Origin of the sequence: Shewanella sp. BJSY2023SW007, from assembly GCF_047314525.1 — a bacterium.
GTDB lineage: Bacteria > Pseudomonadota > Gammaproteobacteria > Enterobacterales > Shewanellaceae > Shewanella > Shewanella chilikensis.
The window spans coordinates 109,580-136,267 of record NZ_JBKORL010000027.1; the positions used below are offsets into that span (position 1 = coordinate 109,580).

Annotated in this window: 27 protein-coding genes and 1 tRNA gene; 12 read left to right on the forward strand and 16 right to left on the reverse strand. The window is 53.5% G+C overall.

Features of this window, described 5'->3' with window-relative positions:
• Positions 1 to 19 precede the first annotated feature (19 nt).
• Positions 20 to 637 (forward strand): LysE family translocator, encoded by a 618-nt coding sequence (locus ACMHXE_RS05445; protein WP_101055706.1) that lies wholly within the window; start codon positions 20 to 22, stop codon positions 635 to 637.
• On the opposite strand, the gene ACMHXE_RS05450 is transcribed toward ACMHXE_RS05445, so the two are convergent.
• On the reverse strand, positions 626 to 1,525 hold the full coding sequence (locus ACMHXE_RS05450; RefSeq protein WP_335916879.1) for a LysR family transcriptional regulator: 900 nt from the start codon (positions 1,523 to 1,525) through the stop codon (positions 626 to 628). The two genes, ACMHXE_RS05445 and ACMHXE_RS05450, sit on opposite strands and share 12 nt — an antisense overlap.
• 191 nt (positions 1,526 to 1,716) lie before the next feature.
• Positions 1,717 to 2,043, reverse strand: coding sequence for a DUF3144 domain-containing protein (locus ACMHXE_RS05455; RefSeq protein WP_101055704.1), 327 nt, complete (start codon positions 2,041 to 2,043; stop codon positions 1,717 to 1,719).
• A gap of 332 nt (positions 2,044 to 2,375) precedes the next feature.
• Between ACMHXE_RS05455 and ung the strand changes: the two genes are divergently transcribed.
• The 6 genes from ung to ACMHXE_RS05485 all read left to right on the forward strand — a co-directional run bounded on the left by ung (position 2,376) and on the right by ACMHXE_RS05485 (position 9,257).
• Positions 2,376 to 3,044 (forward strand): uracil-DNA glycosylase, encoded by a 669-nt coding sequence (ung, locus tag ACMHXE_RS05460; RefSeq protein WP_101055702.1) that lies wholly within the window; start codon positions 2,376 to 2,378, stop codon positions 3,042 to 3,044.
• 484 nt (positions 3,045 to 3,528) lie between these two features.
• The gene (locus tag ACMHXE_RS05465; RefSeq protein WP_146226007.1) at positions 3,529 to 4,554 is read left to right on the forward strand and encodes an ABC transporter substrate-binding protein; all 1,026 of its coding nucleotides are present in this window, start codon (positions 3,529 to 3,531) and stop codon (positions 4,552 to 4,554) included.
• A complete protein-coding gene (locus tag ACMHXE_RS05470) occupies positions 4,551 to 5,558 on the forward strand; it encodes a FecCD family ABC transporter permease (RefSeq protein WP_101055697.1) in 1,008 nt (335 codons plus the stop codon). Before ACMHXE_RS05465 ends, ACMHXE_RS05470 begins: the two co-directional genes overlap by 4 nt.
• Positions 5,555 to 6,295, forward strand: a complete 741-nt coding sequence (locus ACMHXE_RS05475; protein WP_039033131.1) for an ABC transporter ATP-binding protein — start codon at positions 5,555 to 5,557, stop codon at positions 6,293 to 6,295. The genes ACMHXE_RS05470 and ACMHXE_RS05475 overlap by 4 nt, the downstream gene beginning before the upstream one ends.
• Positions 6,296 to 6,335: 40 nt before the next feature.
• Positions 6,336 to 7,145 (forward strand): class I SAM-dependent methyltransferase, encoded by an 810-nt coding sequence (locus ACMHXE_RS05480; RefSeq protein ID WP_413731613.1) that lies wholly within the window; start codon positions 6,336 to 6,338, stop codon positions 7,143 to 7,145.
• A 108-nt stretch (positions 7,146 to 7,253) separates the two neighbouring features.
• Complete coding sequence (locus ACMHXE_RS05485) at positions 7,254 to 9,257, forward strand: TonB-dependent receptor plug domain-containing protein (RefSeq protein WP_224867898.1); 2,004 nt, start codon at positions 7,254 to 7,256, stop codon at positions 9,255 to 9,257.
• A gap of 83 nt (positions 9,258 to 9,340) precedes the next feature.
• On the opposite strand, the gene ACMHXE_RS05490 is transcribed toward ACMHXE_RS05485, so the two are convergent.
• Both ACMHXE_RS05490 and ACMHXE_RS05495 read right to left on the reverse strand, forming a co-directional pair.
• Positions 9,341 to 9,901, reverse strand: a complete 561-nt coding sequence (locus ACMHXE_RS05490; RefSeq protein ID WP_226564769.1) for a PepSY-associated TM helix domain-containing protein — start codon at positions 9,899 to 9,901, stop codon at positions 9,341 to 9,343.
• Positions 9,891 to 10,361: a DUF4920 domain-containing protein gene (locus ACMHXE_RS05495; protein WP_224867896.1), complete on the reverse strand. Its 471-nt coding sequence runs from the start codon at positions 10,359 to 10,361 to the stop codon at positions 9,891 to 9,893. The genes ACMHXE_RS05490 and ACMHXE_RS05495 overlap by 11 nt, the downstream gene beginning before the upstream one ends.
• A gap of 283 nt (positions 10,362 to 10,644) precedes the next feature.
• Between ACMHXE_RS05495 and folM the strand changes: the two genes are divergently transcribed.
• A complete protein-coding gene (gene folM, locus ACMHXE_RS05500) occupies positions 10,645 to 11,352 on the forward strand; it encodes a dihydromonapterin reductase (RefSeq protein WP_413731615.1) in 708 nt (235 codons plus the stop codon).
• Between the two features lies 1 nt (position 11,353).
• On the opposite strand, the gene ACMHXE_RS05505 is transcribed toward folM, so the two are convergent.
• The 3 genes from ACMHXE_RS05505 to ACMHXE_RS05515 form a co-directional block, all read right to left on the reverse strand.
• Entirely contained in the window at positions 11,354 to 12,241 is an 888-nt protein-coding gene (locus ACMHXE_RS05505; RefSeq protein WP_101055686.1) for a universal stress protein, read from the reverse strand.
• Positions 12,242 to 12,492: 251 nt separating this feature from the next.
• Positions 12,493 to 12,912, reverse strand: coding sequence for a VOC family protein (locus ACMHXE_RS05510; protein WP_101055680.1), 420 nt, complete (start codon positions 12,910 to 12,912; stop codon positions 12,493 to 12,495).
• Between the two features lie 42 nt (positions 12,913 to 12,954).
• Positions 12,955 to 13,557, reverse strand: a complete 603-nt coding sequence (locus tag ACMHXE_RS05515) for an NADPH-dependent FMN reductase (protein WP_101055679.1) — start codon at positions 13,555 to 13,557, stop codon at positions 12,955 to 12,957.
• Between the two features lie 139 nt (positions 13,558 to 13,696).
• Between ACMHXE_RS05515 and ACMHXE_RS05520 the strand changes: the two genes are divergently transcribed.
• Positions 13,697 to 14,335, forward strand: coding sequence for a helix-turn-helix transcriptional regulator (locus ACMHXE_RS05520; protein ID WP_101055678.1), 639 nt, complete (start codon positions 13,697 to 13,699; stop codon positions 14,333 to 14,335).
• Positions 14,325 to 15,038 carry a 16S rRNA pseudouridine(516) synthase gene (locus tag ACMHXE_RS05525; protein WP_165565525.1) on the forward strand — a complete coding sequence of 238 codons (714 nt, stop codon included), beginning with the start codon at positions 14,325 to 14,327 and terminating at the stop codon, positions 15,036 to 15,038. Before ACMHXE_RS05520 ends, ACMHXE_RS05525 begins: the two co-directional genes overlap by 11 nt.
• 15 nt (positions 15,039 to 15,053) lie before the next feature.
• Here the strand turns inward: ACMHXE_RS05525 and ACMHXE_RS05530 are convergent, their stop codons facing one another.
• Positions 15,054 to 16,136 carry a methyl-accepting chemotaxis protein gene (locus ACMHXE_RS05530; protein ID WP_224867887.1) on the reverse strand — a complete coding sequence of 361 codons (1,083 nt, stop codon included), beginning with the start codon at positions 16,134 to 16,136 and terminating at the stop codon, positions 15,054 to 15,056.
• Between the two features lie 137 nt (positions 16,137 to 16,273).
• Positions 16,274 to 17,809, reverse strand: a complete 1,536-nt coding sequence (locus tag ACMHXE_RS05535; protein ID WP_101055672.1) for an MFS transporter — start codon at positions 17,807 to 17,809, stop codon at positions 16,274 to 16,276.
• 316 nt (positions 17,810 to 18,125) lie between these two features.
• Here ACMHXE_RS05535 and ACMHXE_RS05540 point away from each other — a divergent pair, with 316 nt between their 5' ends.
• On the forward strand, positions 18,126 to 18,383 hold the full coding sequence (locus tag ACMHXE_RS05540) for a DUF333 domain-containing protein (protein ID WP_198552048.1): 258 nt from the start codon (positions 18,126 to 18,128) through the stop codon (positions 18,381 to 18,383).
• Between the two features lie 24 nt (positions 18,384 to 18,407).
• Here ACMHXE_RS05540 and ACMHXE_RS05545 read toward each other — a convergent pair whose 3' ends face one another.
• Positions 18,408 to 18,965, reverse strand: coding sequence for an acyloxyacyl hydrolase (locus ACMHXE_RS05545; RefSeq protein WP_101055668.1), 558 nt, complete (start codon positions 18,963 to 18,965; stop codon positions 18,408 to 18,410).
• A gap of 404 nt (positions 18,966 to 19,369) precedes the next feature.
• Positions 19,370 to 20,371, reverse strand: a complete 1,002-nt coding sequence (gene trpS / locus ACMHXE_RS05550; RefSeq protein WP_224867885.1) for a tryptophan--tRNA ligase — start codon at positions 20,369 to 20,371, stop codon at positions 19,370 to 19,372.
• Between the two features lie 336 nt (positions 20,372 to 20,707).
• On the opposite strand from trpS, the gene ACMHXE_RS05555 reads away from it, so the two are divergent.
• Positions 20,708 to 21,307 carry a HupE/UreJ family protein gene (locus tag ACMHXE_RS05555; RefSeq protein ID WP_335916874.1) on the forward strand — a complete coding sequence of 200 codons (600 nt, stop codon included), beginning with the start codon at positions 20,708 to 20,710 and terminating at the stop codon, positions 21,305 to 21,307.
• 74 nt (positions 21,308 to 21,381) lie between these two features.
• Here ACMHXE_RS05555 and ACMHXE_RS05560 read toward each other — a convergent pair.
• From ACMHXE_RS05560 to ACMHXE_RS05580, 5 genes are all read right to left on the reverse strand, one after another.
• A tRNA-Pro gene (locus ACMHXE_RS05560) sits at positions 21,382 to 21,458 on the reverse strand.
• 112 nt (positions 21,459 to 21,570) lie between these two features.
• Positions 21,571 to 22,023 (reverse strand): SufE family protein, encoded by a 453-nt coding sequence (locus tag ACMHXE_RS05565; RefSeq protein ID WP_335916873.1) that lies wholly within the window; start codon positions 22,021 to 22,023, stop codon positions 21,571 to 21,573.
• 3 nt (positions 22,024 to 22,026) lie between these two features.
• Complete coding sequence (locus ACMHXE_RS05570) at positions 22,027 to 23,241, reverse strand: aminotransferase class V-fold PLP-dependent enzyme (RefSeq protein ID WP_413731621.1); 1,215 nt, start codon at positions 23,239 to 23,241, stop codon at positions 22,027 to 22,029.
• A 79-nt stretch (positions 23,242 to 23,320) separates the two neighbouring features.
• Positions 23,321 to 24,361 (reverse strand): NADP(H)-dependent aldo-keto reductase, encoded by a 1,041-nt coding sequence (locus tag ACMHXE_RS05575; protein WP_101055658.1) that lies wholly within the window; start codon positions 24,359 to 24,361, stop codon positions 23,321 to 23,323.
• Between the two features lie 300 nt (positions 24,362 to 24,661).
• A complete protein-coding gene (locus ACMHXE_RS05580) occupies positions 24,662 to 26,683 on the reverse strand; it encodes a methyl-accepting chemotaxis protein (RefSeq protein ID WP_101055657.1) in 2,022 nt (673 codons plus the stop codon).
• Positions 26,684 to 26,688: the final 5 nt, after the last annotated feature.

A 26,688-nucleotide genomic window follows, 5' to 3' on the forward strand; every position in this document is an offset into this window, starting at 1 on the left:
GTTTCATTGAGGGGGAACAATGAATTGGAGTGATTGGTTGGGACTGGTGGCTATCTCGTGTTTGGGGGCCATGTCACCCGGGCCGAGTCTGGCCATGGTGGTGCGTCACACCTTGGGTGGCGGTCGCAGTCGCGGCATTACCTGCGCCTGGGCGCATTCTTTGGGGATAGGTGTTTACGCCTTTATCACCCTTTTGGGTTTGGCAGTGGTACTGAAACACACCCCTCTGCTGTTTAACGGCATCGCCATATTGGGGGCGCTTTATCTTGCCTGGCTTGGGATTCAGGCACTGCAATCCAAGGGCGGCATGCAGCAAAAACTCAGTGCCGGCAAGCCGACGAGCATGCTGACAGCCGCCCGCGATGGCATTGCCATTTCGCTGTTTAACCCGAAAATTTTGCTGTTTTTCCTGGCCTTGTTCAGCCAGTTTGTTGCCGCCGCAGACAGCCTGCTGGGGCGAGGCATCATAGTCTTGACCCCTATGCTGGTAGATGGCCTCTGGTACACCCTGATAGCCTTCCTGTTGTCTCAACCAAGGGTACTGCCCAAGCTGAGAGAAAAGGCGCAGTTGATTGACCGCCTCAGCGGCCTGGTGCTTATCCTGTTGGCCGGGCGGGTGATCTATTCACTGCTGTGATTGCAATGCCTGCTCGAGATGTTCCCTGAGGGCGATAACCAAAGGACTGAGCTGACGTCTGTCGGCACAGAGCATATTGAGCGGTGCTTCTTCACCGCGCCACTCGGGGCAGAGTTGCAGCAGTTGACCATTTTTCAGCTCTTCGCTGATATCGAGCCGCGACTTGTAGGCTATGCCTTTGCCGGCCACGGCCCAGCGCCGCACCAACTCGCCATCATCGGCGACTCTATCGCCTTTGACCTGCACAGTGATTTGGCCCGACGTTGACTGAAAATGCCATCTGCTGTGAGTCGCATCGGCCAGCATAAAGCACAGGCAGTTGTGCTGTGCCAGTTCCTCTGGGCTGCCCGGCGCACCGAACCTGGCAATATAGTCGGGAGAAGCGCACAACACCCTGTCATTTTGGCGGCAAAGCGGCAGGGCGATAAGCGCCGAGTCGGCCGGCAGGCCGTAGCGGAACGCTATGTCGACGGGTTGGCGGTAGATATCCGTCAGGCGATCGCTTATCTGCACCCTGATACTCACCTGCGGGTGGCGTTCCATAAATTCATCCAATATCGGCAACAAACGGTTGCGGCCGAGATCCGATGGCAATGACAACTGTAACTTGCCCTTGAGCAGGCTCTGACCTCGTTGGATCGCTTGAAAGCCGTCGTCGAGAATATTCAGGGCTTCATTGCAGTGCTGCAGAAAGATTTCACCTTCCTGTGTCAGACGCAGGCTGCGGGTAGAGCGAACAAAGAGTACGGTGTTGAGTTGGGCTTCGAGGCGCTTGATGGCGGCGCTGGTAGCGGCCGGAGTCAGATCAAGCTGTTGTGCCACCCGCGACAGGTTGCCCTGTCTGGCGGTTTCGCTGAATATTTTCAAGTCCTGCAATGCTCGTATCATGCGCGCTTACCGAGAATAGTCCTGTTGATGACTCTGGTATTTATGCCTGTAATTGGCAGATATTCAAATAAATTTTGAAAGTGTCGCGGAAGAAACAGAGACAGTGATGCGGCTGACGGGATCGAGAAGGACAGAGCCGGAATGGTGTAATAGTGCGGGGACACAGGCCCCGCAGCGGCAATAAACGGAACTCAGACTTTGAATTGCTGCACGGCATTATCGGCCGGTTCGGCAGCTTCTTCGCTGTTGACCACAGGAGGATTGGCAATGTGATCTTCCAGGTTGTCATCCAACATGTCGCGATATTCGGCGGTAAACCACTCCAGGGCATTGGCTTTTTCGGCGCCCAGATCGGCAGACTTGATCGAGGCTTCAAAGGCGTTGAAGCGGGCGGCGGCAAATCTCAGGGCGGTGCCAACCTTGCCGACGTCGCCTTCTTGCTGGGTCAGTTCATTGGCGAGGGCGATAAACTGATCTGCTAACTGGAATATGGTGGTTTGGTTGCTGGCATCTGACATACTATATTCGCTCTTGCTAAGCCAAAGATTGAGGGCCGATTCTAACCTAAAAAGGCGCTGTGCCAAGGAAAAATATTGGCGATTGGGATCTGAATCCCCGCGCCTGCTTGCCAAGATCCTGGCATTTGGGCAAAAAGTTGCTTCAATAGTGGCTGCAGTTGTTGTCACTGAAGTCTGTGTTCGTGGGTTATCTTGGCTTACTCCTCAAGAGGTTGGCTTGCAAAATTAACTCAGGTTCCTTCGAATACAGGCCTCAGAGTCTATGCTCGGCGCTTGTATCCCGCAGTCGGCGCTCTTAAGCTATGGCCTCTTTTACACAGAGGATTATCACCATGGCGCTTTCCACTGACTGGCAGGCATTTATCGCCGCTGAACAACAGGCCCCTTATTTTCAGCAACTCAGTGAGTTTGTCGCCGCAGAGCGCGCCGCCGGCAAGGCCATCTTTCCATCCGAGAAAGAGGTGTTCAGCGCCTTTGAGCTGACACCGCTGGATAAGGTGAGAGTGGTGCTTATCGGTCAGGACCCTTACCATGGTCCAGGGCAAGCCCATGGCCTGTGTTTCTCGGTCAAACCCGGGGTGAAGACACCGCCTTCGCTGGTCAATATGTACAAGGAATTGGCGACTGACATCCCAGGATTCGTAATCCCGGATCACGGCCATCTTGTGAACTGGGCCAAGCAAGGGGTCTTGATGCTCAATACTGTGCTGACGGTGGAGCAGGGCAAGGCGCACTCCCATGCCAAAGCGGGCTGGGAAACCTTCACCGACAGGGCTCTGCAACTGCTGGATCAGCGTGACGAGCCGATTATTTTTGTGCTCTGGGGCAGTCATGCCATTAAGAAAGGCAAGCTTATCAAGGCGCCGCAGCACAAGATCTTAAGCGGCCCGCATCCTTCGCCTCTATCAGCCTACCGGGGTTTCTTTGGTTGTGGCCATTTCTCGGCCATCAATCAGCAACTCAAGCAGTGGCAGCAAGCGGAAATAGACTGGCAGGTGTAGGACGTATCCCCGGAATCCCTCTTGATTCTGTAAACTTTGAACTGCTTCGCGCAGGCCGGCAGTGACGGACTATTTCGCCCATGTACGCCATGGTGCCGATATAAATCATATACTGTGCCTGTGCGGCGACTGAGGTCCGAACTATCCCGACCAATAATGCTCAACCAGCCCCGAATGCATCTATGGGAACATAGGCTGAAGCCACGGTTCTGCCTTTATAATCCGTGAGCTGCAAAAAACATACTTTGATTGTGTGATTGCTCGGTTCGAGAAAGGAGCCGGTGCGGATACGCTTGCCTATGTTTGCCAAATAACTCTCTGCCTTTTAAAGCATTTCTTCCACGCGCTTGTATAGCGTTTTTAAGGGTTTGCTGTTGTAAATCTTTTAATTGTGATCTCCATCCATTGCCAAAGTGGGTGGATAAAGGTAATTTTCAGCGCTATATATTTTTGTATATATCGATTGGCGGTGAGGATAACAAGATTGGATAGAAGGAGTGTTATTAAGGGCGGCTTAAGTCTGGGCTTGCTGGCCTTTTTGCCGATGCTGGCCAATGGAACTGAGCTGACCTCAAACGGGCAATTGTCACTGCCACAGGCTAAAGATATCAAGCGGGTGGTCAGTGCCGGCGGGCCGGCGGACCTGCTGTTGCTGGCCTTGAGTCCGGAAAAACTGCTCGGCTATGCCCACCTCAAGCCGGCCTTGTTACAACAACATGGCTTTGCTCCGAGTCTGTGGCAAAAGCCCAGACTGGGCCGTTTGGTGGGGCGCAATGCCAGCCTTTCACTGGAAAAGCTGATGACTCTGGATGCCGATCTTGTCGTCGACTATGGCAACCTCAGCCAAAACTACCAGTCGATGGCACAAAAGGTGGAACGCATCAGCGGTGTGCCGTTTTTGCTGCTTGATGGCTCACTCGCAGGTACTGCGGCACAACTGAGAAAACTGGGGCAGGTACTGGGAGTCAACGAGCGGGCCGATTTTGTTGCCAAGCGCACCGCCGAAATCCTCAGTGATGCCAGAGAGTTTGGCCGCAGTTTGGCGGAGCCGCTCTCTTTTTACTTTGGCCGCGGGGCCACTGGGCTTGAAACCGGGGTTACAGGTTCCATTCATACCGAAGCCATAGAGCAGCTTGGACTTAAGAATGTCGCCAAGGCCGGTGACTATCGCGGCTTGGCCAAAGTCTCTTTGGAGCAATTGATGGCCTGGGAGCCTGAGCTAATCATCAGCCAGGATCCCGCCTTTATCCACTATATTCGCCAAGACCCTGTCTGGGGCACGCTGGCGGCTGTACGCAACAAGCGGGTCTATTGGTTGCCGAACAAGCCCTTTGGTTGGATTGACTCGCCGCCGGGAATAAACCGGCTGCTGGGGATGAGTTACCTTAGGTTGCTGTTGTCCGGCGCTGATGAGCAGGCCAAGCAAGCATTGGTGAAGGATTTCTACCGCGATTTTTACCACAGTGAGCTTAGTGGAGAGCAGGCTGCCAATCTGCTGCACCCCGCATGAACGACAGAATCAAATACCCACTGGCAGCCGGAATTTGTCTCAGCATTCTCTGTTTTGCTGCGGCCAGTGGCCAGTATCCTCTTAGCCTGGTACAGCAGGGGCAGGCGCTTTGGCATGCCATCGGTGGCGATGTGGCCGCCCTGGACAGCAAGAGCATCAGTGTCTTTTGGCATTTGCGGCTGCCCAGAATTTTGGCGGCGCTTATGATTGGAGCCGGTCTGGCCGCCAGCGGCGCCGCCTATCAGGGGATGTTCCGTAACCCTTTGGTGTCGCCTGATATTCTGGGCGTTTCCGCCGGGGCCGGCCTGGGGGCTGTTCTGGGCATCTACCTGGATTTACCGGTTTACAACATCCAGCTATTCGCCTTTCTCGGCGGTTTGCTGGTGGTGGCTCTGGTTTGTCTGCTGGCGCGGCTTAGTCGTCAGGGCGATCCAGTATTGTCTTTGGTTCTGGTGGGCATAGCTATTGGCGCCTTGTGCGGCGCCGGTATTTCATTGATGAAATTGTTGGCCGATCCCTACAGTCAGTTACCTTCCATTACTTTTTGGCTGATGGGCGGGTTGTCGGATATTACTCTGGAAGATCTCAAGTCTAGCCTGCTGCCCATGATACTGGGCTTGGTGCCGTTAATGCTGCTGCGCTGGCGTATGAATCTGTTAAGTCTGGCCGACGATGAGGCCAGCAGTCTCGGGCTCAACATAGCAAAAACCCGGCTGATATTTATTCTGGCGGCCACACTGCTGACTGCGGCGGCGGTATCCATTGCCGGGATCATAGGTTGGCTCGGGCTGGTGGTGCCGCATATCGCCCGCCTGCTGGTGGGCGCCGATTTCAGAAGGCTGTTGCCCATGTCCATGCTGCTGGGCGCCTTTATGTTGCTGCTGACCGACACCCTGGCGCGCACTCTGGCGCCAATCGAGTTGCCGCTGGGGATTTTGACCGCGTGTATCGGCGCGCCCTTCTTTATGTTTTTACTGTTAAGAGGCGGAGGCCGGGGCCAATGATAGCCAGCATGCAAGGTGTCACAGTGGGCTATGCCGGTAAGCCTTTGCTGGCGAATGTAGAGCTTTGCTTGCCGGAAGCTGAAATCGTCTGTTTGCTCGGATGTAATGGCAGCGGCAAGACCAGCTTATTGAAAACGCTGCTTGGCTTGCTGCAACCACTGGCCGGTGAGATAAAGATAGCCGGCAGGCAAATTCATCAATGGTCGCAGCGCGAGCTGGCACAGCAGATGGCCTATGTGCCGCAGGCGCAGTTGAGCCGTTTTTCATTTCGGGTGTTGGAAATGGTGCTCATGGGCTGCCAGTCGCGATTGGGGCCGTTTGCCGTGCCCGGCGCCAATGAGCAGAAGCGGGCGTTGGCGGCTTTGAAGCAGTTGGATATAGCTCACTTGGCCGATTGCGCCATGGATCAGATAAGCGGCGGCGAACGACAACTGGTATTGATTGCCAGGGCCCTATTGCAATCGCCAAGACTGCTGGTGATGGATGAACCGGCCGCCAGCCTGGATTTCGGCAATCAAATCAAGTTGCTGGCTCAGGTTAAACGACTCAAGCAGCAGGGAATCGCAGTATTGATGTCGACTCACCATCCACGTCATGCCGAGCTGTTGGCCGATAGCGTGGCCTTGGTGGAACCCGGTCATGGCCTGAGACAAGGTGCGGTGGCCGGGCAGTTGCAAGTATCAGGACTGGCGCAGCTCTATGGCGTCAGTGAATCTGCGATTGCCGAGCACCTTTGAGGTGTTGACGGGAGCGCTAAATTTTAAGCAAGGTGATTTCATGATAATAGAAGAGCTGGACTTTGCCGCCATGTACCGCGAGCACCTGCAAAGGGCTGAACGTAGCCACAAGAGTGCCGAACATTGGGACAAGCGCGCGGAAAAGATGGCCGAAAACTGCGCCAGACCCAAGGACAGTTACTTGGAGGGCTTTTTTAAGCTGATGGACTTGAGTGATTGCGACACGCTTTTGGATATGGGCTGTGGCCCTGGCTCAGTGTGTCTGGGGTTGGCCGACAAGATGCAGGCCGTCTATGGCCTGGATTACAGCAGCGGCATGTTGGAAGTGGCCAAACGCCGCGCCGATGCGGAAGGTTTGAGCAATGTCACTCTGATTAAGAGAGCCTGGGAAGATGATTGGAGCGACATCCCCGTGTGTGATATCGCAGTAGCGTCGCGCTCGACTCTGGTGGGCTGCCTCAAGAGTGCCCTGGAAAAGCTCAATCGTCAGGCCCGCAAAAGGGTTTATACCACACATACAGTCAGCTCAACCTTTATCGACCCCGCCATTATTCAAGCCATAGGTCGTAAGCTGGTGACTCTGCCTAACTATCTGTATGCGGTTAATATTTTGCAGCAGATGGGTATTAAGCCCAAGGTGGACTTCATCGAGTCCAGTGGTTGCATGAACCAGGCTGAGAGTTACGCTCAGTTTGAAGACAACGTTGCCTGGTCGCTGGGGCCGCTGGATGAACCCGAAAAACTGCGGTTGCAAGAGTATTATCAGCGTCATAAGCAACAAGGCAAACCTCTGCGAACCGGCGATCGCAGCTGGGCCATGGTCTATTGGGATGCGACTCCCCTGTCCTGAGTCAGAGTCTGATTAGTTATTGCCCGGACTCGCACCGAGCTCCGGGTATTTTTTTAATTATCGATATATAGAGATTTATATATCGATTGGATGTTGAAGGTCTGTAGTATGAAACCAAAGCACTATTACTCTATTCTGCCGCTGATGCTGGCTTCTCCGTTGGCGCTTGCCGATGGCAGCGTGGCTGAACCTGAGAGTAAAAACGAAACCAAAATAGAAAGGATCAGTGTCTGGGGCAGCCCGATTGCCGCCAATCAGGACAGTGTCAATCAAGACACCATCAAGATGCTGAATAAGCAGAACGTGGCAGAGGCGCTGAATATTATTCCCGGGGTTAGCCTGCAAAAATCCGGTCGCCGGAACGAGGTACAGGTCAAGGTTCGGGGTTTTGACAGTAGGCAGGTACCGCTGTTTTTCGATGGGGTTCCGATTTATATCCCCTATGATGGCAATCTGGACTTAGGGCGGTTTCTGGCATCGGATCTTGCCTCGGTGGAAGTCTCCAAGGGGTATGCTTCCTTGCTGCAGGGGCCGAATATGATGGGCGGTGCCATCAACCTGACGACCCGCAGACCCAAGAATAGCTTTGAAGCACAACTGAGCGCTTCCCAAGGTTGGGCCCGTGGAGAGGACAACGGTTATAGCCTGGATGCCAGCTTGGCCGGTAGTAATGATTGGGGCTTTATCCAATTAAGCGGCAACAAGCTGGACAAAGACTTTGTCGGCCTGTCCCACGATAACGACAACCCGATTGCCGGCAGTGACGGCAAACGCGCCAACTCGGCATATAGTGATAGCCGCGGCACCGCCAAATTGGGTCTGACTCCCAATGAAACCGACGAGTACATCTTTACCTATATCCGTCAGGAAGGGGAAAAGAACAGTCCGCCTTATGCCGGCACGGAAGCCGATATTCGTCCTACCTATTGGCAGTGGCCGCAGTACGACAAACAGAGTTTTTACTACAGCGGCTATACAGAGTTCAGCCCTGGGGTTGTGTTGCACAGTCGCCTCTATCGTGATGAATTTGAAAACACTCTGAGGATATACAAGAGCCTGGAAAACCTGCAGCAACAAAAAGGCCCCTACAGTCATTATGACGATGCCAGCAATGGTGCCGGTCTGCAGCTCAGTATCGATATGCGCAAAGACGACATCTTGTCGTTTGCCGCTCACTGGAAGGAAGACCTGCACAAGGAACAAGGGGAGCCAGGCGGTGAGTTTGACAAGTACAAGGACAGAACCCTGTCGGCGGCAGTGGAGTATCAATGGGCACTAAGGGATAACCTGGATCTGGTAGGGGGCATCAGCTACGACTCCCGCAAGAGCCTTGAAGGCTACAAGCATGAAAAGGATGGCAGCCTGACCCGCTATGAAGACAACTCGCAGCACGCCTTCAATTGGCAAGTGATGGCCCGTTATGAATTGGCAAACCTGGATACACTGCAGTTGTCTCTATCCCAGCGCAGTCGCTTTCCGACATTGAAAGAACGCTACACCACTTTCAGGCCCGCCTATGGCCAAACCGCCATAGTCAACCCGCATCTGGAGCCTGAGCGGGCGACTAACCTGGAACTCAGTTATCAGGCAACTCTGGCCGCTAATTGGCAACTGGACAGCAGTGTCTACTATAACCGGGTGTCCGATGCGATTTTGACTCATAACATTACCCCGACGCTTATCCAAAACCGCAACAGCGGCAGGGTAGATTACAGCGGGCTGGATCTGGGGCTTTATGGCGATCTCAGCGATTGGGCCAGTGTTGGTCTGAGCTACAGCTATATTCACGCCGATGTTGAGGATGAGCAGCTCGATGTTACCGGCCTGCCGGATCATCAACTCTTTGCCTGGGTTAAGCTGACCCCGCTGGATAAGCTGGACATCATCCTGAGTCAGGAAGCTCGCAGCGACAGCCTCAGTAGCTCCAGAGGTACTCAGGTAGCCAGTGGCTTTGGTGTGACCGGCATTCGCTTCGATTATCGTCTCTGGCAGGGGCTGAGTGTTAATGCCTCGGTCAATAATCTGTTTGACCGCAACTATGCCTACAGTGAGGGCTTCCCCGAGGAGGGACGTAACTATTGGCTGGGAGTGGAGTACCGTTTCGGTCGTTAAGCCTTTCAAGGGGAGAGAAAACGGAAGAACCCGGCTATGACCGGGTTCTTTGTTATCTAATAGTGTTTTTTGCTCAGAGAGCGTTAGCGCAGCAGAATAAACAGCAATGGCAGCAGGATGCCCGTGAGAGTCAGCCAGGTCTTGCGGCTCTTGAGCAGGTTGCCGCTACGTAACATTACCAGCGCTGATAATGCCAAAAACAGCAGCATGGCGGCATAGATGTCGGCAATCCAGGTCCAGGCGTCACGGGCATGGTTGAGGTGCAGATAGTTGAGCGCCTGCAGCAATGGTCTGTTGTTTACCATCTCGGCCGAGACAGTACCGGATACCAGGTTGGCGCTCAGCAGGCTGCCGTCTTTGAGAAAGACTTGATACTCATCGGCGCTGGCGCGGTAACCGCTGCGGATTTTATCCTGCAGTGAAAAGTGGCGCCTCAATAGGCTTTGAATGTCATTATTGCCCAGAGAAGGACTCAGCCCTTCGACCCGGCTCTCACTCTGGGTTATCTGGTAGTTGGGGTTCCAGTCGTTGATATGATTGACGGCAATCCCCGAAATGGCATACACCAGAGTCATACCTATGCACAGATACCCTAGGTCTCTATGTAATAAACGTATCCTTTTGCGCAGCGTATTACTCAGCATCACGGATTTCGACTCCGTATGGATGCAACTGATAGAAAGTCACTGCTTGAGTTACGGACTCAGGATCGAAGGGCTTGTTGTGTTGCTGGGCCTGATGCCCGAGATAAGCGCGGGTCTGTTCGAGATCCAACTTAATTGCCTCTAACGCTCCGGTAGCATAGGCTTTTTGTCCTCTGGCACTGATGGGAAAGACCATCTCACCGTCACGAACCTTGACTCTCAAACGATCAAAGCTGTCGTCGGTTGCCAGCTCCATCCAGCAGCCTCGCTTACTGCACACTGAGACTATGGTGCCTTCCACTGTGAGCTCCTTACCCAGATAGTCATGCGGCGATGCCATCAACGTGGAAATGGGCACCAAGATATTCAGATTGACCGGTTCGCCGAACAGGCTGTCGGCACTGTAGGCCAGAGGGGAAATAAACAGGGCTGCCAATAAGATTAACTGATTGAAACGCATGGGAGGTGACCTTTGTAGTTGAATTTTTAACTGATAATACTGGGTATTTGTATGACGATACTGTTGAAGCGAGCACAGGTGTAGCAGTATTTATGGCATTGAAATTCAAATATGCGAGCGGGTTGGCACTTTGCCGATTAGTCAAGGTTATCTGTTTATTTTCAATAGGGTTTCTAAGATGTTCAGATTAGCACCTGCGCTCAGATGAGAGCATAGTCCGAGACTGGTCAGAGTGCGGCCTAACGTGAAACAATAGTGTGACTGAAACATGAAAGGAAAACACATGCAGCCTATTTTGATCACCGGTATAGGAAAGCGTCTGGGACTGGCAATGGCCAAGGACTTGATGGCTCAGGGCTATCCACTTATCGGTACCTATCGCAGCCACTATACTGCTATCGAGGATCTCAAGGCCGCGGGCGCCGAGCTGTATCGAGTGGATCTTTTGCAAAATAGCGAGATCAAAGCCTTTATTGCCGAGGTAAAAAACAAGCACGAGTCTCTGCGGGCAATCATTCACAACGCCTCGGATTGGATGCCGGAGCGGCCTGACACAGACGCCGCAAAGGTTTTTGACAGCATGATGCAGATCCACGCCTCTATGCCTTATCAGTTGAATCTGGCACTGGCGCCGCTACTGGAGACTGATGAGATAGGCTGCCGGGATATCATCCATATCAGCGATTATGTGGCGCAGAAGGGCAGTAAGAAGCACATAGCCTATGCCGCCAGTAAGGCGGCGCTGGATAATTTGACCCTGTCATTTGCCGCCAAGCTGGCGCCGGGTGTCAAGGTCAACGGCATAGCGCCGGCACTGATGCTGTTTAATGATCAGGATGATACTGCCTACCGGCAAAAGGCGCTTGCCAAGGCATTATTGCCCAAAGAGGGCGGTGAGCAGGAGATGCTGACCGCGGTGAAGTATCTGATGAGCAGTCGCTATATGACCGGCCGCACTCTGTCGCTCGATGGCGGGCGGCCACTCAAGTGATTCAATGCAGTAAGGGGCAACTGGGTTTTAACGCCAGTACATCGCAGCGCAGCTGATTGAGCATCTGTTCTGAGGCGTGGCCGTTGAGTTCACTCAACAAGCCCCTGTGTTCGGCCGCCCCCATGATGACTATGTTGCTGTGCCATTTTTGAGCGGCTTCCGGCACCACATGATCCGGCATGCCGCTGGCCAGATGTAACTGTTCGTCACTCAAGGCCAAAGGCCTGGCAACCTGTCGCAGTTTTTGCCACTGGTTGTCCTTTAGTGAACGACAGCCGAGTTGCTGGTTATCGAAGGCCATGCTGATGTCTGCTTCCTGATAGCAATTGAGCAGATGTAATTTTTGCTTTAGTAATCCGGCAAATTCATTGGCTTGTAGTAACAAGCTGTGATTGAAATGGGCATGATCTTCCGTGTCTTCATCCAACTCCAAAGCCGCCAGTAACGACCCTTGTTGTTCCCAAGGGGAGTCGCTGACAAACATCACCGGCAGAGACACACGTTGCAGCAGTTGCCAGTCATAGGTATGGCCCAACTCACACTGCAGGGCTGAGTAACTGTGATGCTCTACCAACAGCAGATCGTAATCTGCTTGTTTGAGCTCAATAAGAATGGCGGTAGGCAGATCTTTGGCCTGACATTGCTTCACGCAAAGGTTCAACTCTCTCGATGGATAATGGGGGCGTTTTTCTCTTAGATGGGAAACCAAGGGCTGTGGATGCACTTTTTGCTGTAACCACTGACCAATACCCTGATACTGGGGTGTTTTGACTCTGAGTAATGTGAGCTCGGCATGGCTGGCATTGGCTAGTTGCACCGCCTTTCTCAGGGCCAGCTTTCCTCTATTGCTGTCGTCTGAAACGGCCAGCAGGCGTGTAAAGACACTCATGATCCTATCCTCGAAGCCAAGTCTAATCTTGGCTTCGTATAAGTCTAGTCATACCAGGCTACGCCATCAGATCCTTTTGCTCTTGAAACCCACGTCAATAGCGGCTTTAGGTCTTTGTGCAGGTCTATTTTGAACTCACCCTGGGCTGGTTATACAGTTTGTTTACCAAGAAGTGAATCAAGGCGGCTCCCCCACCCAGTGAGCGAAGGTGAGGGAGCCTGTAAGGTTATGTTTGACTGCCCTTAGCTTGCTTAGCTAGGGCGATTGCGCTGCTTTGGCAGATCGCTCAGGTACTGGACAAACTCCACTTCAAACCCGGCCGGGTCGATAAAGTACACATTGCGGCGCCAGGGCTCGTCGGCTCCGTCTTTATCTATGCTATAGCCAGCGTCCTGCAGGCGCTCGATCACCCCGTCTATGTCAGCAGTGACAAAGGCGAAGTGGGCCAGCCCGGGTTGATGACCGCTCAAGTCGCGGTTATTGCCTTCGCCATTATCGCTGAAAGCCAGGTATTGATAGTCATCACCGAAGTGGAGCCATTTTCGTGGCTTGCCATACCAGCTTCCTTCTCCTTGGCAGCGGATCTGCCAGTGAGGAAACGCGGCGCGGTAAAAATCCAGGGTCTTGGGCAGGTCTGCAACCACCAGGTTCAGATGTTCCAGTTGTATCATTTGCGTTCTCCTTGGTATTTGTCCTTTATTTGGGCCTTTTGTTTACATGCCGTAGCAATATTCCTGTTGTTTGGGAAAGGGGGCGTCCCTGTGGGCAAAACGTATCTGTGCCAGTGCGGCTGCATACTGGGCCAACATATGCAGGCTATAGCTGATCCTTTCTCTTAATCTGGCATCGCGGATGCTGTCGCATTCGGGGTTGAGCATTTTCTCGACATCGCGGACGATCAAATGATCCGGAACGGCCACCAGTTTGTTGTTTTTCATGGCGTTCATTCTCAATTCACTGATGGGATAGGCGCCGCTTATGCCTGAGACAACCGCAACCAGTAGCACTGGCTTATGGGCCGTATGTTGGCTGTCACACATCAGCAGAAAGTTCTTCAGCAAAGGTGTCGCCATGCCGCCCCATTCTGGAGTGATAAGCACCAGAGCATCGGCCTCAGTCACCTTGGCTTCTATCCGTTGCCAGTCGGCGCCCTTGTTTTGTTGCTCACCATCCCAGAAGGGAAGATTGAAACCGCAGAGCTCCAAATGCTCCGCCTCTGCGAGTTGCTTGGTCTTTATTTCCCGGGTGATGAATTCTGCGACCTTGGCACTCTGGGATTGGAAACGTTGGCTGGCGCTGACGACTAGGTATTTCATTTTAAGTAAACCTTTTTGTTTATTTATTATTTTATAAGGTATGTGCTTTACTTAATGATGTAAAGATAAAATAAACAAAAAAGTTTATTTATTCTGGATGCGGCGTCCTGATCCGGGCATAATCAGCGCTGGAGGTACCATGAAGACCACAGACAAGATAGTCGATATTCTCAAGTTGAACGGAGCCCAGACGGCCCAAAGCCTGGCCGCAGAGCTGGGGCTGACCAGTATGGGGGTACGTCAACATCTGCAAGCCCTTGAAGCCGAGGGGCTGGTGCGGACCGAAGACAGGGCCGAAGGCCGCGGCAGACCTGCACGTTATTGGACGCTGACCGAGCAGAGTCGCTCGCTGTTTGCCGACCGTCACGATGAGCTGAGCCTACAGCTGATAACTTCAGTGCGTCAGGTCTTTGGTGACGAGGGCTTGGATAAACTCATCAGTCACAGAGAGCAGCAAAGCCTCGAGAGCTATTCGAGCCAGATGGCCGCTGCCGCTTCCCTTGCCGATAAGCTGGAATGCCTGGCCGAGATCCGAAGCCGTGAAGGCTATATGGCGCAGATTGAAGTGGACAGTACCGGCTTTTGGCTGCTGGAAAACCATTGTCCTATTTGTGCGGCGGCCACGAGTTGCCAGAACTTTTGTCGCTCTGAGCTGGCATTGTTCCGGCAGCTGCTGGGGCCTGAGGTGGAAGTCAGTCGCCGTGAACACATGCTGGATGGCTCACGTCGCTGTGCTTATCGGATTGAAGCTAAAGGTACTTTAAACGATGCGCAGTAAGAGGGGGCGGCTGGACAGGTTTCTCGCTGGGCAACTGAATATTCCCCGCAAACAGGCCAGGCAATTGCTTGCCGATGGCAGGGTTTGGCTCGATGACGAGCAGGTGTTTGCCGCAGACAGGCTTATCCATGAGTTCAGTCATATTCGTTTCGATGAGCAATGGCTGCAGCGGCAAAACCCTGTCTATTGGATGCTGAACAAGCCTGCCGGAGTAGTGAGTGCCACTCAAGATCCCGAGCATAAAACCGTACTCGACTGCCTGCCCCCGGCGGCATTGGTGCCGGGGCTGCATATCGCCGGCCGCCTGGATAAGCAGAGTACCGGGTTGGTGCTGCTCAGTAATGACAGCCGCTGGACCCAGGCGTTGACCCTGCCTTCATCGAGTAAGGCCAAGCGTTATCGGGTGCGTCTGGCCAATCCGCTGGATGACACTTATATCGAGGCTTTCAGGGACGGATTTTTCTTTGAGTTTGAAAACGTCATTACAGCGCCGGCCGAACTGAGAATTTTGGCAAGCCATGAGGCAGAGGTGATACTCACTGAGGGCAAATATCACCAGATAAAACGCATGTTCGGCCGCTTTCGTAACCCTGTGCTGGCGCTGCATCGCAGCCAGATAGGTCAGATAGTGTTGGATGACTCTCTGGCCGAGGGCGAAGCCAGAGAGTTGACCCGGGAAGAGGTGGAGTCGGTCGCTTACTGACGATTTTACTGACGGCTACTGAACTGCGGCGATAATGCTATCTATGGCCTGCACCACCTGCATACTGGCATCTTCCATCCGTTGCAGCGCCATCACCTGCTCTGTGGTGGCGCCGGCAGCGGCGTGCTCCAGCGCCAGGCGGCCACTCTCGTGCACCAATGCATGTGGCGCTTCCAACTCGCGGAAACCCGGGAGTGAGCTATAGAGGCTGGCGCCTTGTCCTTCGTAGTACCACTTACCCAAACGGCAGTCATGGTGGCTGTTTACCGGCTGATCAAAACACTGGTTTTGCAGCAGTTCATAGATATTCTGCTTCCATACCGCATGATCGAGCTTGGTGGTGTTGAGGAAAGACACAGTCGCGGCATGGCTGATCACCTGCTGCATCTGCGCCGATTGCGCCAACACCTGAGTGACCACAGTGTCTATCTGCACCGCTGAGCTGGCCACTTCATCGGCGCAGCCTTGGTTGTCATCTGTCAGGGTTCGTATGCTTTCCGACTGAGTGATGATCTGTTGCACCAACTGCTCTATCTGTTGGCTGGCGTCACTGGCCTTGGCCGCCAACTGCCGGACTTCATCGGCCACCACGGCAAAGCCGCGACCTGCCTCTCCGGCGCGGGCGGCTTCGATGGCGGCATTGAGCGCCAACAGGTTGGTCTGTGCCGAAATACCCTGAATGGCGCTGACAAACTGGCTGATGCTTTGGGTACTGGTATCCAGCTGAGCCACAGTGCTCAGGCTATGCTGTGACTGTGAACTGAGCAGATGGGCTCGCTCTCCCAGCCTGGCAACGGCGCTGCGGGTTTGCTCGAACAGGGCGTTGAGCTGCTGCAGTTTGCTCTGCTCCTCAAGCAGATGTCCGGCGTCTTCGGCCATGGCCTCGCGTACCGATTGCAACATGAGCCCCCCCTGGTTCTGGCAGGCCAGCATGGCGGCGAAGTCGCGGTTTTGCGCCAGTGCCTGGTCCCTTTCCTGTTTGAGCTGCCCCAGTTGCAGCTGCAGTTGCTCCAGTGTCGCCTGGTGCTGCTGGCCCTGTTCCTCGAGTCGTTGTTTCAATGAATCTATCTGTCGGTGAAGACGATGGTTAAAAAGCATGAAACTTCCTTGGATACAAATGGTTGCATTCTATTTATGGCTATTTTAAGCATAGGATTTGGCCCGTTCCCTTGGCGGGATCAAGCTCTCATTTACAATCAATATATAAAAACGCCACCCTAAGGTGGCGTTTCCAATTAGGCTTGGGCTTGTTGCATTCTCAGCAGCCACTTACCGTAGATATAGATGCCGACGGCGGAAATGGTGCCTATGGCGCCTATGATGTACCAGGCCATACCTATATTGTGGCTCTGGTAGAGGATTTCTGTCAGCTCGCGGCCACTTTGGCCGGTGAACTCAACCAGTTTATGAAAGGCTTCCCCCTGCGGAATGGCGGCCACATCGGTCTGTGACATGCCCTTATCCAGCAGCATCTCACGAGAGAAGATCTCTTTGGAGGCAAAAATTTCATAAAGTTTGGGGCCGAAATAGCCTTCCAGGCCCCAGCCAATGCCCTGTGGCAACATCACAAAGCCGAGGTACATGGCCTTCTTGCCTTCGGGGGCGATATTGCCCATAAACTCGTTCTTTTTTGGGCTTATCATCATTTCGCCGAGGGAGAACATGGCGATAGCCAACACGATAAACCAGGCCGCATGGGTGGCGCCAATCAACACAAAGGCAAATATAGACAGCAGACAGCCGGCCAACATGGCGCTGGTGATGCGGTACTTGGCGGTCAGGGCGGCTATCAGGAAGCAGCTGGTCATAATCAGACCCGCGTTGAGGTTGAGCATGCCTTCCGGCATCACCTTGGTGCCTTCGTTGTTCAGCCCGAGCCAGAATTGCAGTATGCCATTACTGGTGCCTTCAGGGCCAAACAGGCTGGTGACAATCACGCTGGTATCCACCCATTCGGCGATATGAATAGGCAGCACGTCAAACAGGGAGTTGAACAGGAACCAGAAGCCGGAGAACACCAGCATATAGTAGATGACTACCGGCTTTTTCAGCTCGCTCCAGGCATCTTTCCAAAGCATTTCCTGCTTGAGTTCGCCGGATTTGATCTTACGTTGCCGCTCCAGACGTTGCTCTTTACCCGGCTCTTTGTAAGTCAGCAGGAACAGGAAGTTGAGCGAGATAATGGCGGCGCAGGCGTAGAACACATTGTCCCAGGACAGCTGCCGCATATGCACTGCCACCAAGGGGCCAAGGAAGCCACCGATATTCACCACCTGATAGAAGATACCCCAGGCCATGGAGGTGTTGTTACGGTTGGTGGACAGCACCAGCGTCCCCTGGATGCCGGGCTTGAAGATGCCGGTACCGGCTGCCAGCAACATGGCGCCGAACAAAAAGCCCCAGAAGCTGGGGAAGAAGGCCATACAGAGGTAGCCACAGATCTTGATAATGGTTGAGGCAAAGATGGTCTCTTTGTAGCCGACCCTATCTGAGATCCCGCCGGTAAATACCGGCACAAAGGTCTGCAGTAAGGCCCAGACTGAAATAATGATACCGTAATCGCTGAGGCTGATACCTAGGCCACCTTCGGAAGCCGGTGCCTTGGCATAGAGTCCGGCACTGGCCTTAACGCCGTAGTAGGCGATACGTTCAACCAGTTCCATACCGCCGACCAGCCAGAAGATATAGCTTAAACTGGCGATGGAGGCCCACATTCCCAGTTGCTTGACTTCGCGCAGGTCATTGCCCGCACAGGAGTTGGAGTCGCTCATACTCTTCCCTTGTCTGTATTATTATGTTTGTAGGTCTTTTATCAATTGCAGGCTAATGCCTTGTATCAAAAAAGGTGATAACCGCGACACTTTACCCGCTTTACTGTCAAACACCAAAAAACAAGCCTGATCAAATTGGAAAAATCACGATCTGCCTGGCAAAAACTGCTGCTCGTTTTTAACAATATTTATCATTTTCAATTTATTAACTTGGATAAATTGTTCGTGCCTTTGTAGCCTGAAGAGGGGGAGTGCTGACCGCGGACAATCTTTGGCTGCAATTGAGCGCGCCCAAGGGACTGAGTAAGGAGCCAAGATGCGAGTATTAACGGTAATGACTGTGGGCACTCTGTTGTTGTTGGGGGGCTGCTCTGAAGAGGCGGCAAAAACCGAGCCCGAGAGTCTGAAAGATGCTGTGGGAAGCCCTAATCCGGCAGCGGTATTTTGTGTCGAATCCGGCGGTAGGCTGCAGCTGGTTCAGGAACAAAAGGGCACAATAGGCTATTGTCACCTGCCGGATGGCAGCATTGTGGAAGAGTGGGCCTATTTTCGGGCCAATCATCCGCTAAATTGATTGGCCCGATTCCCTAAAAAGGGGTTAGAAACGGTAGCTGTAGGCCAGGTTGACAAAGTCGAGCCCAGGGTTGGGCTTGCTGAGGCCGGCATTGGAATAATGCAGGTAGGTGATGGAGACAGTCTGTTTGCGCTCCCGGCCAAATTTGAAGGCAAAGCCCAATCTGTCTTCAAACTGATAGTGTGAGCCGACATCCTTACCGGCAAATTGGCTGTCATCCAAGAGGGCAAAGCCGATCCCGGCCTCCAGATAAAAGTCCAGCCACTGCCCCCTCATCAGCGGATATCTCAATATGGGTGACATGGCCAGCACATGATTGACATCATGCTGGTTATTTTCGCCATATTCCCAAAAGTTGATACTGGCTTCCAGGGTCAGTTCCAAATCTTCACTGATAGGTGTCAGGGTATCCAGATACAGCTGATAAGCCAGTTTGATACCGTTGGCCTGGCCTTCGCCATGGATATAGTTGATTGCCACGCCCTGTTCGGCGGCGTTGGCATCTCCCGGCAATATAGAGCCCGGCAATATCAAGCTGAGCATGAGTGCCAGCAAGGGGAATCGTTTCTGTGAGTGTTTCATCTCGTTTCTGCCTCTCGAATGATGTCGGCAGTTTAAATCCGTAAAATCATAACAATGTCGCCATAAAGGCATTTTTCTGAATAAATAGAACTATTTACCTGTGCCAAATCGAATGCAAACCGAGCCTTGTTTGGGGTAAGCAAATGAGGTGGTTAGATTCAGTTGGTTAAGGCCAAGTGGATTTAACGCCTTTAAGGGGTATTACAGAGGGGATCTCGCTGTATGTGACTATTCTAACTCTGTTGGTATGCCAGGATTAGTCACTCAGACGGTGACAGTGTGTTGCATCTTGGCGGGCAATGCCGGCCGGCGAAAAGTCCGACCGATTGCGCTGCGAGAGGCTCAGCCAAGGGGCGGGCTTATGGCCCCTTGGGCTGAGCTAGTACAGCTGAGTGACCCATTGGTTAGCGAAATAGATTAAGCCCCATGGCGGCTTTGACATCTTGCAGTACAGCATCACTGATGGCTCTGGCTTCTTCCGTGCCCCGCTGCAGTATCGCCAGCAGTTGCCCCTTGTCTGCCATAGCCTGACTGCGCCGTTCACGCATGGGCGCGAGTAACTCCTGCAGGCAGTCATTGAGTATCCGTTTGCACTTCATGTCCCCGAGGCCTCCTCGGCGATAATGGGCCTTGAGCTCAGCTACCAGCGCCTTGTCCGGGTGGAAAGCATCGAGATAACTGAATACCGTATTGCCCTCGACTCTGCCTGGTTCTTCCACCCTCAGATGGTTGGGATCCGTATACATGGAAAACACCGCTTGCTTGAGTTCGTCACTGCTCATTCCCAGTTCTATGGTATTGCCAAGGGATTTGGACATCTTGGCTTTACCGTCGAGCCCAGGCAGGCGGCCTGTGTCACTGAGAATAGCCTGACACTCCTTGAGCACTTCAGTCCCCACCAGATTGTTGAAGCGACGGACGATTTCATTGCTTTGCTCCAGCATGGGCAACTGATCTTCACCCACTGGCACATGAGTGGCGCGAAAGGCGGTAATATCAGCGGTCTGGCTGACGGGGTAGACCAGAAAACCCGCCGGTAGGCTGCGCTCAAAACCTTTTTGCTGAATTTCGGCCTTGACTGTGGGATTGCGCTCAAGCCGGGCAACCGTCACCAAGTTCAAGTAGATGCAGGTGAGTTCCGACAGCGCCGGTAGTGTGCTTTGCAGGCAAAAACGTGTCTTGATAGGATCCAGCCCGGCCGCCAGGTAGTCGGCCATGACTTCGAGAATGTTTTCGGTCACCTTGGCCGGGTTATGGCCGTTGTCGGTTAAGGCTTGATAGTCGGCAATCATCACGTTCTGATCGAACTCGTCCTGAACTTGGACTCTTTGCCTGAGTGAACCGACATAGTGACCGATATGCAGTTTGCCTGTGGGTCTGTCGCCTGTGAGTATGATCTGTTTCATCTTGTTCTCCTTGAAATTGCCGGAGCCATAAGACGTACAGATACACAAAGGCCGCCTTATGGCGGCCCGGAAGATATGATTTTACCTATGTTTAATCCTGACGCCGCCGGTTTGGGCTGCGCCACCAAGTCTGTAGCATGAGCAGTGAGTCTGCTGGGGAATACATAGGCTTTGAAATAACAATCGATTTAAAGACCCAAGGATAGTAAGGCTTGAGTCTGTGTTATGCAAGTTAATAAAGCTGGGTTATTTGTCAGGAGTTTGTGCCAGGTCAAGCATTTTCTGGCCCTAAGGTATAAAGTTAAAGAATAGTCACTCGGCAAGTGAGAGGTGCTTATGATGCGGTCCTTGTTTGCTGGCAGATCTTGGCTGTTCTTGGGTGTTGGCGCCAGTCTGCTGTTGTCGTTGGGGGTTGTGGGACGCTTTCCCGAGCAGGTGATGCAACTCAACCCATTGATGTTGTTGGCCAGTCTGCTGGTGGCTGTAGGAGTCGGCGTCTGGTCGGCGCAGCTTGGCGGCAAAGCCTTGTGGGTGGTGCCGCTATCTTTTGTGCTGGTGATGTTGGCCGGCACTTTGACGGCGCAAACCTCTGTGGCGCTTATCGTCAGTAAATCCTTTGTCCTCTTATCCATGTTTGTGCTCGGCATGTTGATTGCCGGCAATATCTGTTTTGCCACCCATATCGCTGCGGCCATGGTTGCCATGTTGGCATTTGCTCATGGCTACACCCTGGGCAGCACCAATCTGGGCGTAGCCGACTGGACCCTCAGTGGCTCCAATTTGTTCTTGGGCTATCTGGTGGGGATCGGCGCGACTGTGTTGATCCTCAGCATGGTGGGGGAGGTAACCTGTAAAGTGCTGGCCAAGAAACAGCTGCAATACGTGCTCGGCACTTGTATGTTGCTGGCCGGCTTGATGATGGTTGTGGCTGTGTGACGAAACAGAAACAACAAGGGCAAGTTCAATGAACCTGCCCTTGAGTCTTTGTGCCGCTTGGATAGCGGTTTGATTGGTCGGAGCGACAAGATTCGAACTTGCGACCCCTGCCTCCCGAAGACAGCGCTCTACCGGGCTGAGCTACGCTCCGACTCTGGAACCAGATGGTAAGTGAAGCTTAATTGGAAAAATGCCAACCAGGCCGCAAAATTATTCTCCGATGTGAGCTGGATAGTTGAAACGCTGAAAAAATCAGCATGCCATTACTCTCGGCTGAGCTCGATGATCCTGCTTATCAGGGCATAGAGGCCGTTGCTGCGGGATGGGCTCAGTTGCCCCTCCAAACCCAGTCGCTTGAGATAAGCCTCGGGCTCAAATTGCGCCAGGGTTTGGCTGTCGCTGTTATTCACCGCATGCAGCAACAGGGCGATTAGCCCCTTGACGATGCGGGCCTCGCTGTCGGCAATAAACAGATGTTTGCCCTCGACTTGGCAGTGGTAGAGCCAGGCGGCGCTTTCACAGCCGCGTACCCGGGCGGCTTCTGTTTGCAGCTCGGGTGGCAGGGCCGGCAACAGTTTGGCTCCTTGCATCAACTGGCGGTATCTGTCCTGCCAATTATTGGCTGAGGAAACGGCTTCAAATAAGTCGGCCAGGGGCGCCTGGGTTTGCTTGGCAAACTGGATAAAGTCGGCAGCAGTGAGTGTTTGCTCTGTCATGGTTCAGTATCCCAATAGTTCGGCGCTTGCCTTTAAGGCATCGAGAAAACGTTTGATATCTTGCTCATCAGTGTAGATCCCCACAGAGGCCCGGCAGCAGCCCTTGATACCCATCAGCGACATCAGTGGCATGGCACAATGATGGCCGCAGCGTACCGCTATGCCTTGTTGATCCAGCAGTATGCCTACATCCTGGTGATGCTCACCCTTGAGGTTAAAGGCCACGGCGCCCAGATTATCCCCGTGGGCGGCGTAAAGTTCGACCCCGGCAATGGCGGATAACCCCTGTTGCAACTTGCTTAGCAGTTTTTGTTCGGCAAGTGCCAGGGCTTGTCTGTCCTGCTGTTTTAGAAAGGCGACGGCCTCTCCCAGACCTATGACCTCGGCTATCGGCGGGGTGCCGGCCTCGAGGCGGTTGGGCAAGTCGCCAAATGTACTGCCTTGGAAACTGACGGTTTTTATCATCTCACCGCCGGTCAGCAGTGGCTCCAAGGTGTCGAGCAATTCATAGCGGCCCCAGAGTACGCCTATGCCGCTGGGGCCATACATCTTGTGGCCGGAAAAGGCATAAAAGTCGCACCCCAGTTGCTGCATATCCAGCGGCAGATGGGCGGCGGCCTGGGCACCGTCCACCACACTGATGGCGCCGGCGGCGCGAATATCCTGACACAGGGCTTGTATGTCATTGACTGTACCCAATACATTGGAAACATGGCTGAGGGCCACCAATTTGGGCTTTTGCTGGAGCAGCAGGCTAAAGGCCGCCTTATCGAGGCGCAGATTTTTATCCAGTGGTATGGGTTCCAGCCTGGCACCACTGCGTTTGGCCAGTTGTTGCCAGGGCAGCAGATTGGCGTGATGAGCGCAGCTGTCGACCAAAATGAGGTCATCCTTGCCAAAGCGTTTACCAAGGCCCCAGGCCAGCAGGTTGATGGCTTCGGTGGTGCCATGGGTGAAGATAATTTCTTCCCGCCGAGCGGCATGGATAAAATGCTGCAAGGCATCACGCACAGCTTCGTAGGCCTGGGTCGCCCGGGCGGAAAGCTGATGGGCCGCTCTGTGCACATTGGCGCAATCTTCACGGTAAAAACGCGTCATCGCTTCCAGCACCCGCTGAGGCTTTTGGCTGGTGGCGGCCGTGTCGAGATAGACCAGGGGATAATCCCCCAGCATTTGGGTGAGCGCGGGAAACTGGGCGCGCAACTGTGGAGTGCTCATTGCTGTGGATCTTCAATCAAAAGGGCGCACAGATCTTTATGGATTTGTGCGCCCAATGCAAGGCGAAATATCTCAGCCCTTAAGGACAGGGCAGGCGAAAGCGGCTCGACAGCGAGTTGAGTTCATTGAGCAGTTCATCACTCAGCTTAAGCTGCGAGGCGGCAATGTTCTCCTTTAACTGCTCCAGATTGGTGGCACCTATGATATTGCTGCCCACAAAGGGACGGGAGTTGACGAATGCCAGTGCCATCTGCGCCGGACTCAGGTGGAATTTTTGGGCCAGCTTGACGTAGGCTTCGGTGGCCTCAAGCGCCAACTCGGTGCCGGTATAGCGGGCGAAGCGCTTGAACAGGGTCAACCTGGCACCTGCTGGCCACTGACCGTCGAGATACTTGCCTGTGAGGGTACCGAAGGCCAATGGCGAGTAGGCCAGCAGTGGCAATTCTTCACGGTGGCTTATTTCACTCATGCCTACTTCAAAGCTGCGATTCAGCAGGTTATAGGGATTCTGCACGCTGACAATTCGCGGCAGGCCATGTTTCTCGGCCAGTTGCAGGTATTTCATCAGGCCCCATGGGGTTTCGTTGGAAACCCCGATATAGCGCACCTTGCCGGCGCGGATCACTTCGCTCAAGGCTTCCAGGGTATCCAGGATGGGAGTCATCGACTCCTGCTCCTGCTGCTCATAGAAGAGTTCGCCGAAGAAGTTACAGTTTCTGTGGGGCCAGTGGATTTGGTAGAGATCGATACAGTCTACGCCCAGGCGCTGCAATGATGCATCCACCGCCAGCTGGATATTGCGCCAGTCCAGTGCCATTTTACTGCGGATATAGTCACTCTTGCCGCCGGGAGCCGCCACCTTGGTGGCTATCACCAGGTTGTCTCTGTTGCCGCGGGCCTTGAGGTAGGCGCCAAGGATGCGTTCGGTCTCACCCTGAGTTTCGGGTTTTGGCGGCACCGGATACATCTCGGCAGTGTCGATAAAGTTAATCCCTTCGGCTAGGGCCATATCCAACTGGTCGAAGGCGTCGGCCTGGCTGTTTTGCTCGCCCCAGGTCATGGTGCCGAGGCACAGTTTGCTCACTTCCAGAGTAGAGTGGGGGATACGTCTGTATTCCATTGAAAGCTCCCGCTAATTTCCTTATCTGCAAGCTAACAAGCGACAGAGGTTGATTGTCAATAAATAAAACAGGTTTTTGTGTCACTTTTGTTGCTTGTGCCCGTTGCTGTAGAGAGGCGAAACACAGAAGTAATCGATGAGGGAAATAACCAATGACGAACTTATACCTTGTTTGAGCTCCTAAAGCTTGGTTCTGCTTTGGAGTCTGTGGGGCGTCAATCCACCGACCTCAGGATTGAGCGCCGAATTTTTTCTCTATTCAGACGATAAAACATTCTCGGCTCAGGCCAACTATTGGCATTAAACTTTGAACTCGCCAACGGAAGCCTGCAACTCTTCGGCGAGTTGTGCTACCTGGTGACTGGATTGGGCGGTCTGTTCGGCGCCTGAGGCAGTTTCTTCCGAGATCAGCGCGATCTGTTCCAGTTTTTCTGAAACCTGTTGACTGACCTGGTTCTGCTCCTGAGCCGCGTTGGCGATTTGGGTGCCGGCATCAAAGGCTTGATGTACAGATGTGCTGATGGTTTCCAGAGCCTGATTAGCTTGCTCTGTCTTGGCGACGCAGGAGTTGGTCTGGGCGCGCCCCTGTTCCATGACAGCGACTGCTTCTTGGGTGCCTGTTTGCAGCACCTGGATCATCTGCTGGATCTCTTGGGTCGACTCCTGGGTACGGGATGCGAGATTGCGTACCTCATCGGCGACAACGGCAAAGCCGCGTCCCTGTTCACCGGCCCTGGCGGCCTCGATGGCGGCGTTGAGTGCCAGTAAATTGGTCTGCTCGGCAATGCCACGAATCACATCCAGAATTGAGCCTATGGCGTCACTGTCGGAGTGCACCTTGTTAATCACTTCTCCTGCCTTGGCAACTTCCTCAGCCAGCGCTTCTATGGTGCGACGGTTTTCCTCGGCAATGATTCGCATATGCTGAGCTTCTTCATCGGCCTGCTTAATCTGGCTCAGGGCGTGATCGGCGCTGTGGGATACCTGCTGGGCACTGGAGCTCAGCTCTGTGGTGGCTGTGGCTACCTGATCCACCTGACTCTTCTGCTCCTGGATCCCGATAGTGGTTTGTGAGGTGACCGCCGAGGTTTGTTCGGCAGCGGCTGCCAATTGGTTGGATCTATCCAAAATGCCGCGAATAAGGCCTCTGAGACTGTCGATAAGGCGGTTACAGTTGCGGGAAAGCTCGGCAAACTCATCCTGGCCAGAGTCGTCCAGCTTATGGGTCAAGTCACCGGAAGCGAGGATATTCAATGCTTGATTGATACGGTTGAGTGAGGCGGTAAGAGGTTTCACCACGGCAATACTCACGGCGATGGCAACCACTATTGCCACCAGCACCACCAAAAGGGTCTGCATACTGGCCGAGTCGATACTAGCCAGGGTTTTGGCGTTGATCTCATTGGTCAGGGTTTCGATGGCTCCGGAAAGGGCAGCCATTGCCTGATTGACATTTTGTTTGTCGGTTTCCACCTGAGCCAGTGCTGCCTGAGTACTGGCTTGAAGTTCAAGTTGGGTCGCTTTCTGGGCCTGAATCGAGTTATTGCCCTTAAGATGCTGGCTGAGCTTGCCAAGTTCGGCGTTTATTTCGCTGAGCACATCGGCATCAATGACACCGGCGCCATGGCGACCGATGTACTCCAGTTTGGCCTCGGCTTCGTTGCTGATATAGCTAAGTTCTTTGACTATGATTTCGTACTTGCTGCGCTCTTCGGTGGCGACCAGATCGTAGACAGTACTGATCACATTGGTGACATTGCTGTCCAGTGCTGCAGCTGAGGCGGCAATTTCCCGCTCAGTGGTGTTTTCACTTTGCTCAAGATCCATCAGGTCCAGCAGCAAACTGGCGGCATCATCGGCGGTTGTCTCCAGTTGATCTCGCTGTTCATTGAGGCTTTCCTGCTGTTCCAGCGCTCTGAGGTGGTCAGCCATCATGCGTTCGCTGGTGTTAATAAAAGCCTGATAATTGCGCTCTACCTGGGGCAGGATCTCTTTGAGCCCGGGCTCCTGCTGTACCAGCTTCGACAGACTGGCAAATTGCGCCTTGAAGCTTTGCTTTTGACTGGCAAACTGCTGTTGGAGCGGCGGAAGCTTATTGGCCTTGGTGACATGGTAGCCTACCAGAACCAATCTTTGTTGTTCGCTGAGGGTCTCACTCAGCGAGCCGGTTGATTTCAGTGCCGGAATACTCAGTTGTTGCAGAACTTCGGTGGTGTTTTTCAGTTCATTGTTGGTGAACCAGGAAACAGCACCAAGCAGAATCAATAGCAGGGTGACTAAGGCAAACCCTGCTATGACTCGGGTTGCTACGTTCAACTTCATAGGCT

Coding starts and splice junctions, on each gene's coding strand:
- ACMHXE_RS05445 (WP_101055706.1), top strand. CDS start 20: ATGAATTGGAGTGATTGGTTGGGACTGGTGGCTATCTCGTGTTTGGGG.
- ACMHXE_RS05450 (WP_335916879.1), bottom strand. CDS start 1,525: ATGATACGAGCATTGCAGGACTTGAAAATATTCAGCGAAACCGCCAGA.
- ACMHXE_RS05455 (WP_101055704.1), bottom strand. CDS start 2,043: ATGTCAGATGCCAGCAACCAAACCACCATATTCCAGTTAGCAGATCAG.
- ung (WP_101055702.1), top strand. CDS start 2,376: ATGGCGCTTTCCACTGACTGGCAGGCATTTATCGCCGCTGAACAACAG.
- ACMHXE_RS05470 (WP_101055697.1), top strand. CDS start 4,551: ATGAACGACAGAATCAAATACCCACTGGCAGCCGGAATTTGTCTCAGC.
- ACMHXE_RS05475 (WP_039033131.1), top strand. CDS start 5,555: ATGATAGCCAGCATGCAAGGTGTCACAGTGGGCTATGCCGGTAAGCCT.
- ACMHXE_RS05480 (WP_413731613.1), top strand. CDS start 6,336: ATGATAATAGAAGAGCTGGACTTTGCCGCCATGTACCGCGAGCACCTG.
- ACMHXE_RS05485 (WP_224867898.1), top strand. CDS start 7,254: ATGAAACCAAAGCACTATTACTCTATTCTGCCGCTGATGCTGGCTTCT.
- ACMHXE_RS05490 (WP_226564769.1), bottom strand. CDS start 9,901: ATGCTGAGTAATACGCTGCGCAAAAGGATACGTTTATTACATAGAGAC.
- ACMHXE_RS05495 (WP_224867896.1), bottom strand. CDS start 10,361: ATGCGTTTCAATCAGTTAATCTTATTGGCAGCCCTGTTTATTTCCCCT.
- folM (WP_413731615.1), top strand. CDS start 10,645: ATGCAGCCTATTTTGATCACCGGTATAGGAAAGCGTCTGGGACTGGCA.
- ACMHXE_RS05505 (WP_101055686.1), bottom strand. CDS start 12,241: ATGAGTGTCTTTACACGCCTGCTGGCCGTTTCAGACGACAGCAATAGA.
- ACMHXE_RS05510 (WP_101055680.1), bottom strand. CDS start 12,912: ATGATACAACTGGAACATCTGAACCTGGTGGTTGCAGACCTGCCCAAG.
- ACMHXE_RS05515 (WP_101055679.1), bottom strand. CDS start 13,557: ATGAAATACCTAGTCGTCAGCGCCAGCCAACGTTTCCAATCCCAGAGT.
- ACMHXE_RS05520 (WP_101055678.1), top strand. CDS start 13,697: ATGAAGACCACAGACAAGATAGTCGATATTCTCAAGTTGAACGGAGCC.
- ACMHXE_RS05525 (WP_165565525.1), top strand. CDS start 14,325: ATGCGCAGTAAGAGGGGGCGGCTGGACAGGTTTCTCGCTGGGCAACTG.
- ACMHXE_RS05530 (WP_224867887.1), bottom strand. CDS start 16,136: ATGCTTTTTAACCATCGTCTTCACCGACAGATAGATTCATTGAAACAA.
- ACMHXE_RS05535 (WP_101055672.1), bottom strand. CDS start 17,809: ATGAGCGACTCCAACTCCTGTGCGGGCAATGACCTGCGCGAAGTCAAG.
- ACMHXE_RS05540 (WP_198552048.1), top strand. CDS start 18,126: ATGCGAGTATTAACGGTAATGACTGTGGGCACTCTGTTGTTGTTGGGG.
- ACMHXE_RS05545 (WP_101055668.1), bottom strand. CDS start 18,965: ATGAAACACTCACAGAAACGATTCCCCTTGCTGGCACTCATGCTCAGC.
- trpS (WP_224867885.1), bottom strand. CDS start 20,371: ATGAAACAGATCATACTCACAGGCGACAGACCCACAGGCAAACTGCAT.
- ACMHXE_RS05555 (WP_335916874.1), top strand. CDS start 20,708: ATGATGCGGTCCTTGTTTGCTGGCAGATCTTGGCTGTTCTTGGGTGTT.
- ACMHXE_RS05565 (WP_335916873.1), bottom strand. CDS start 22,023: ATGACAGAGCAAACACTCACTGCTGCCGACTTTATCCAGTTTGCCAAG.
- ACMHXE_RS05570 (WP_413731621.1), bottom strand. CDS start 23,241: ATGAGCACTCCACAGTTGCGCGCCCAGTTTCCCGCGCTCACCCAAATG.
- ACMHXE_RS05575 (WP_101055658.1), bottom strand. CDS start 24,361: ATGGAATACAGACGTATCCCCCACTCTACTCTGGAAGTGAGCAAACTG.
- ACMHXE_RS05580 (WP_101055657.1), bottom strand. CDS start 26,683: ATGAAGTTGAACGTAGCAACCCGAGTCATAGCAGGGTTTGCCTTAGTC.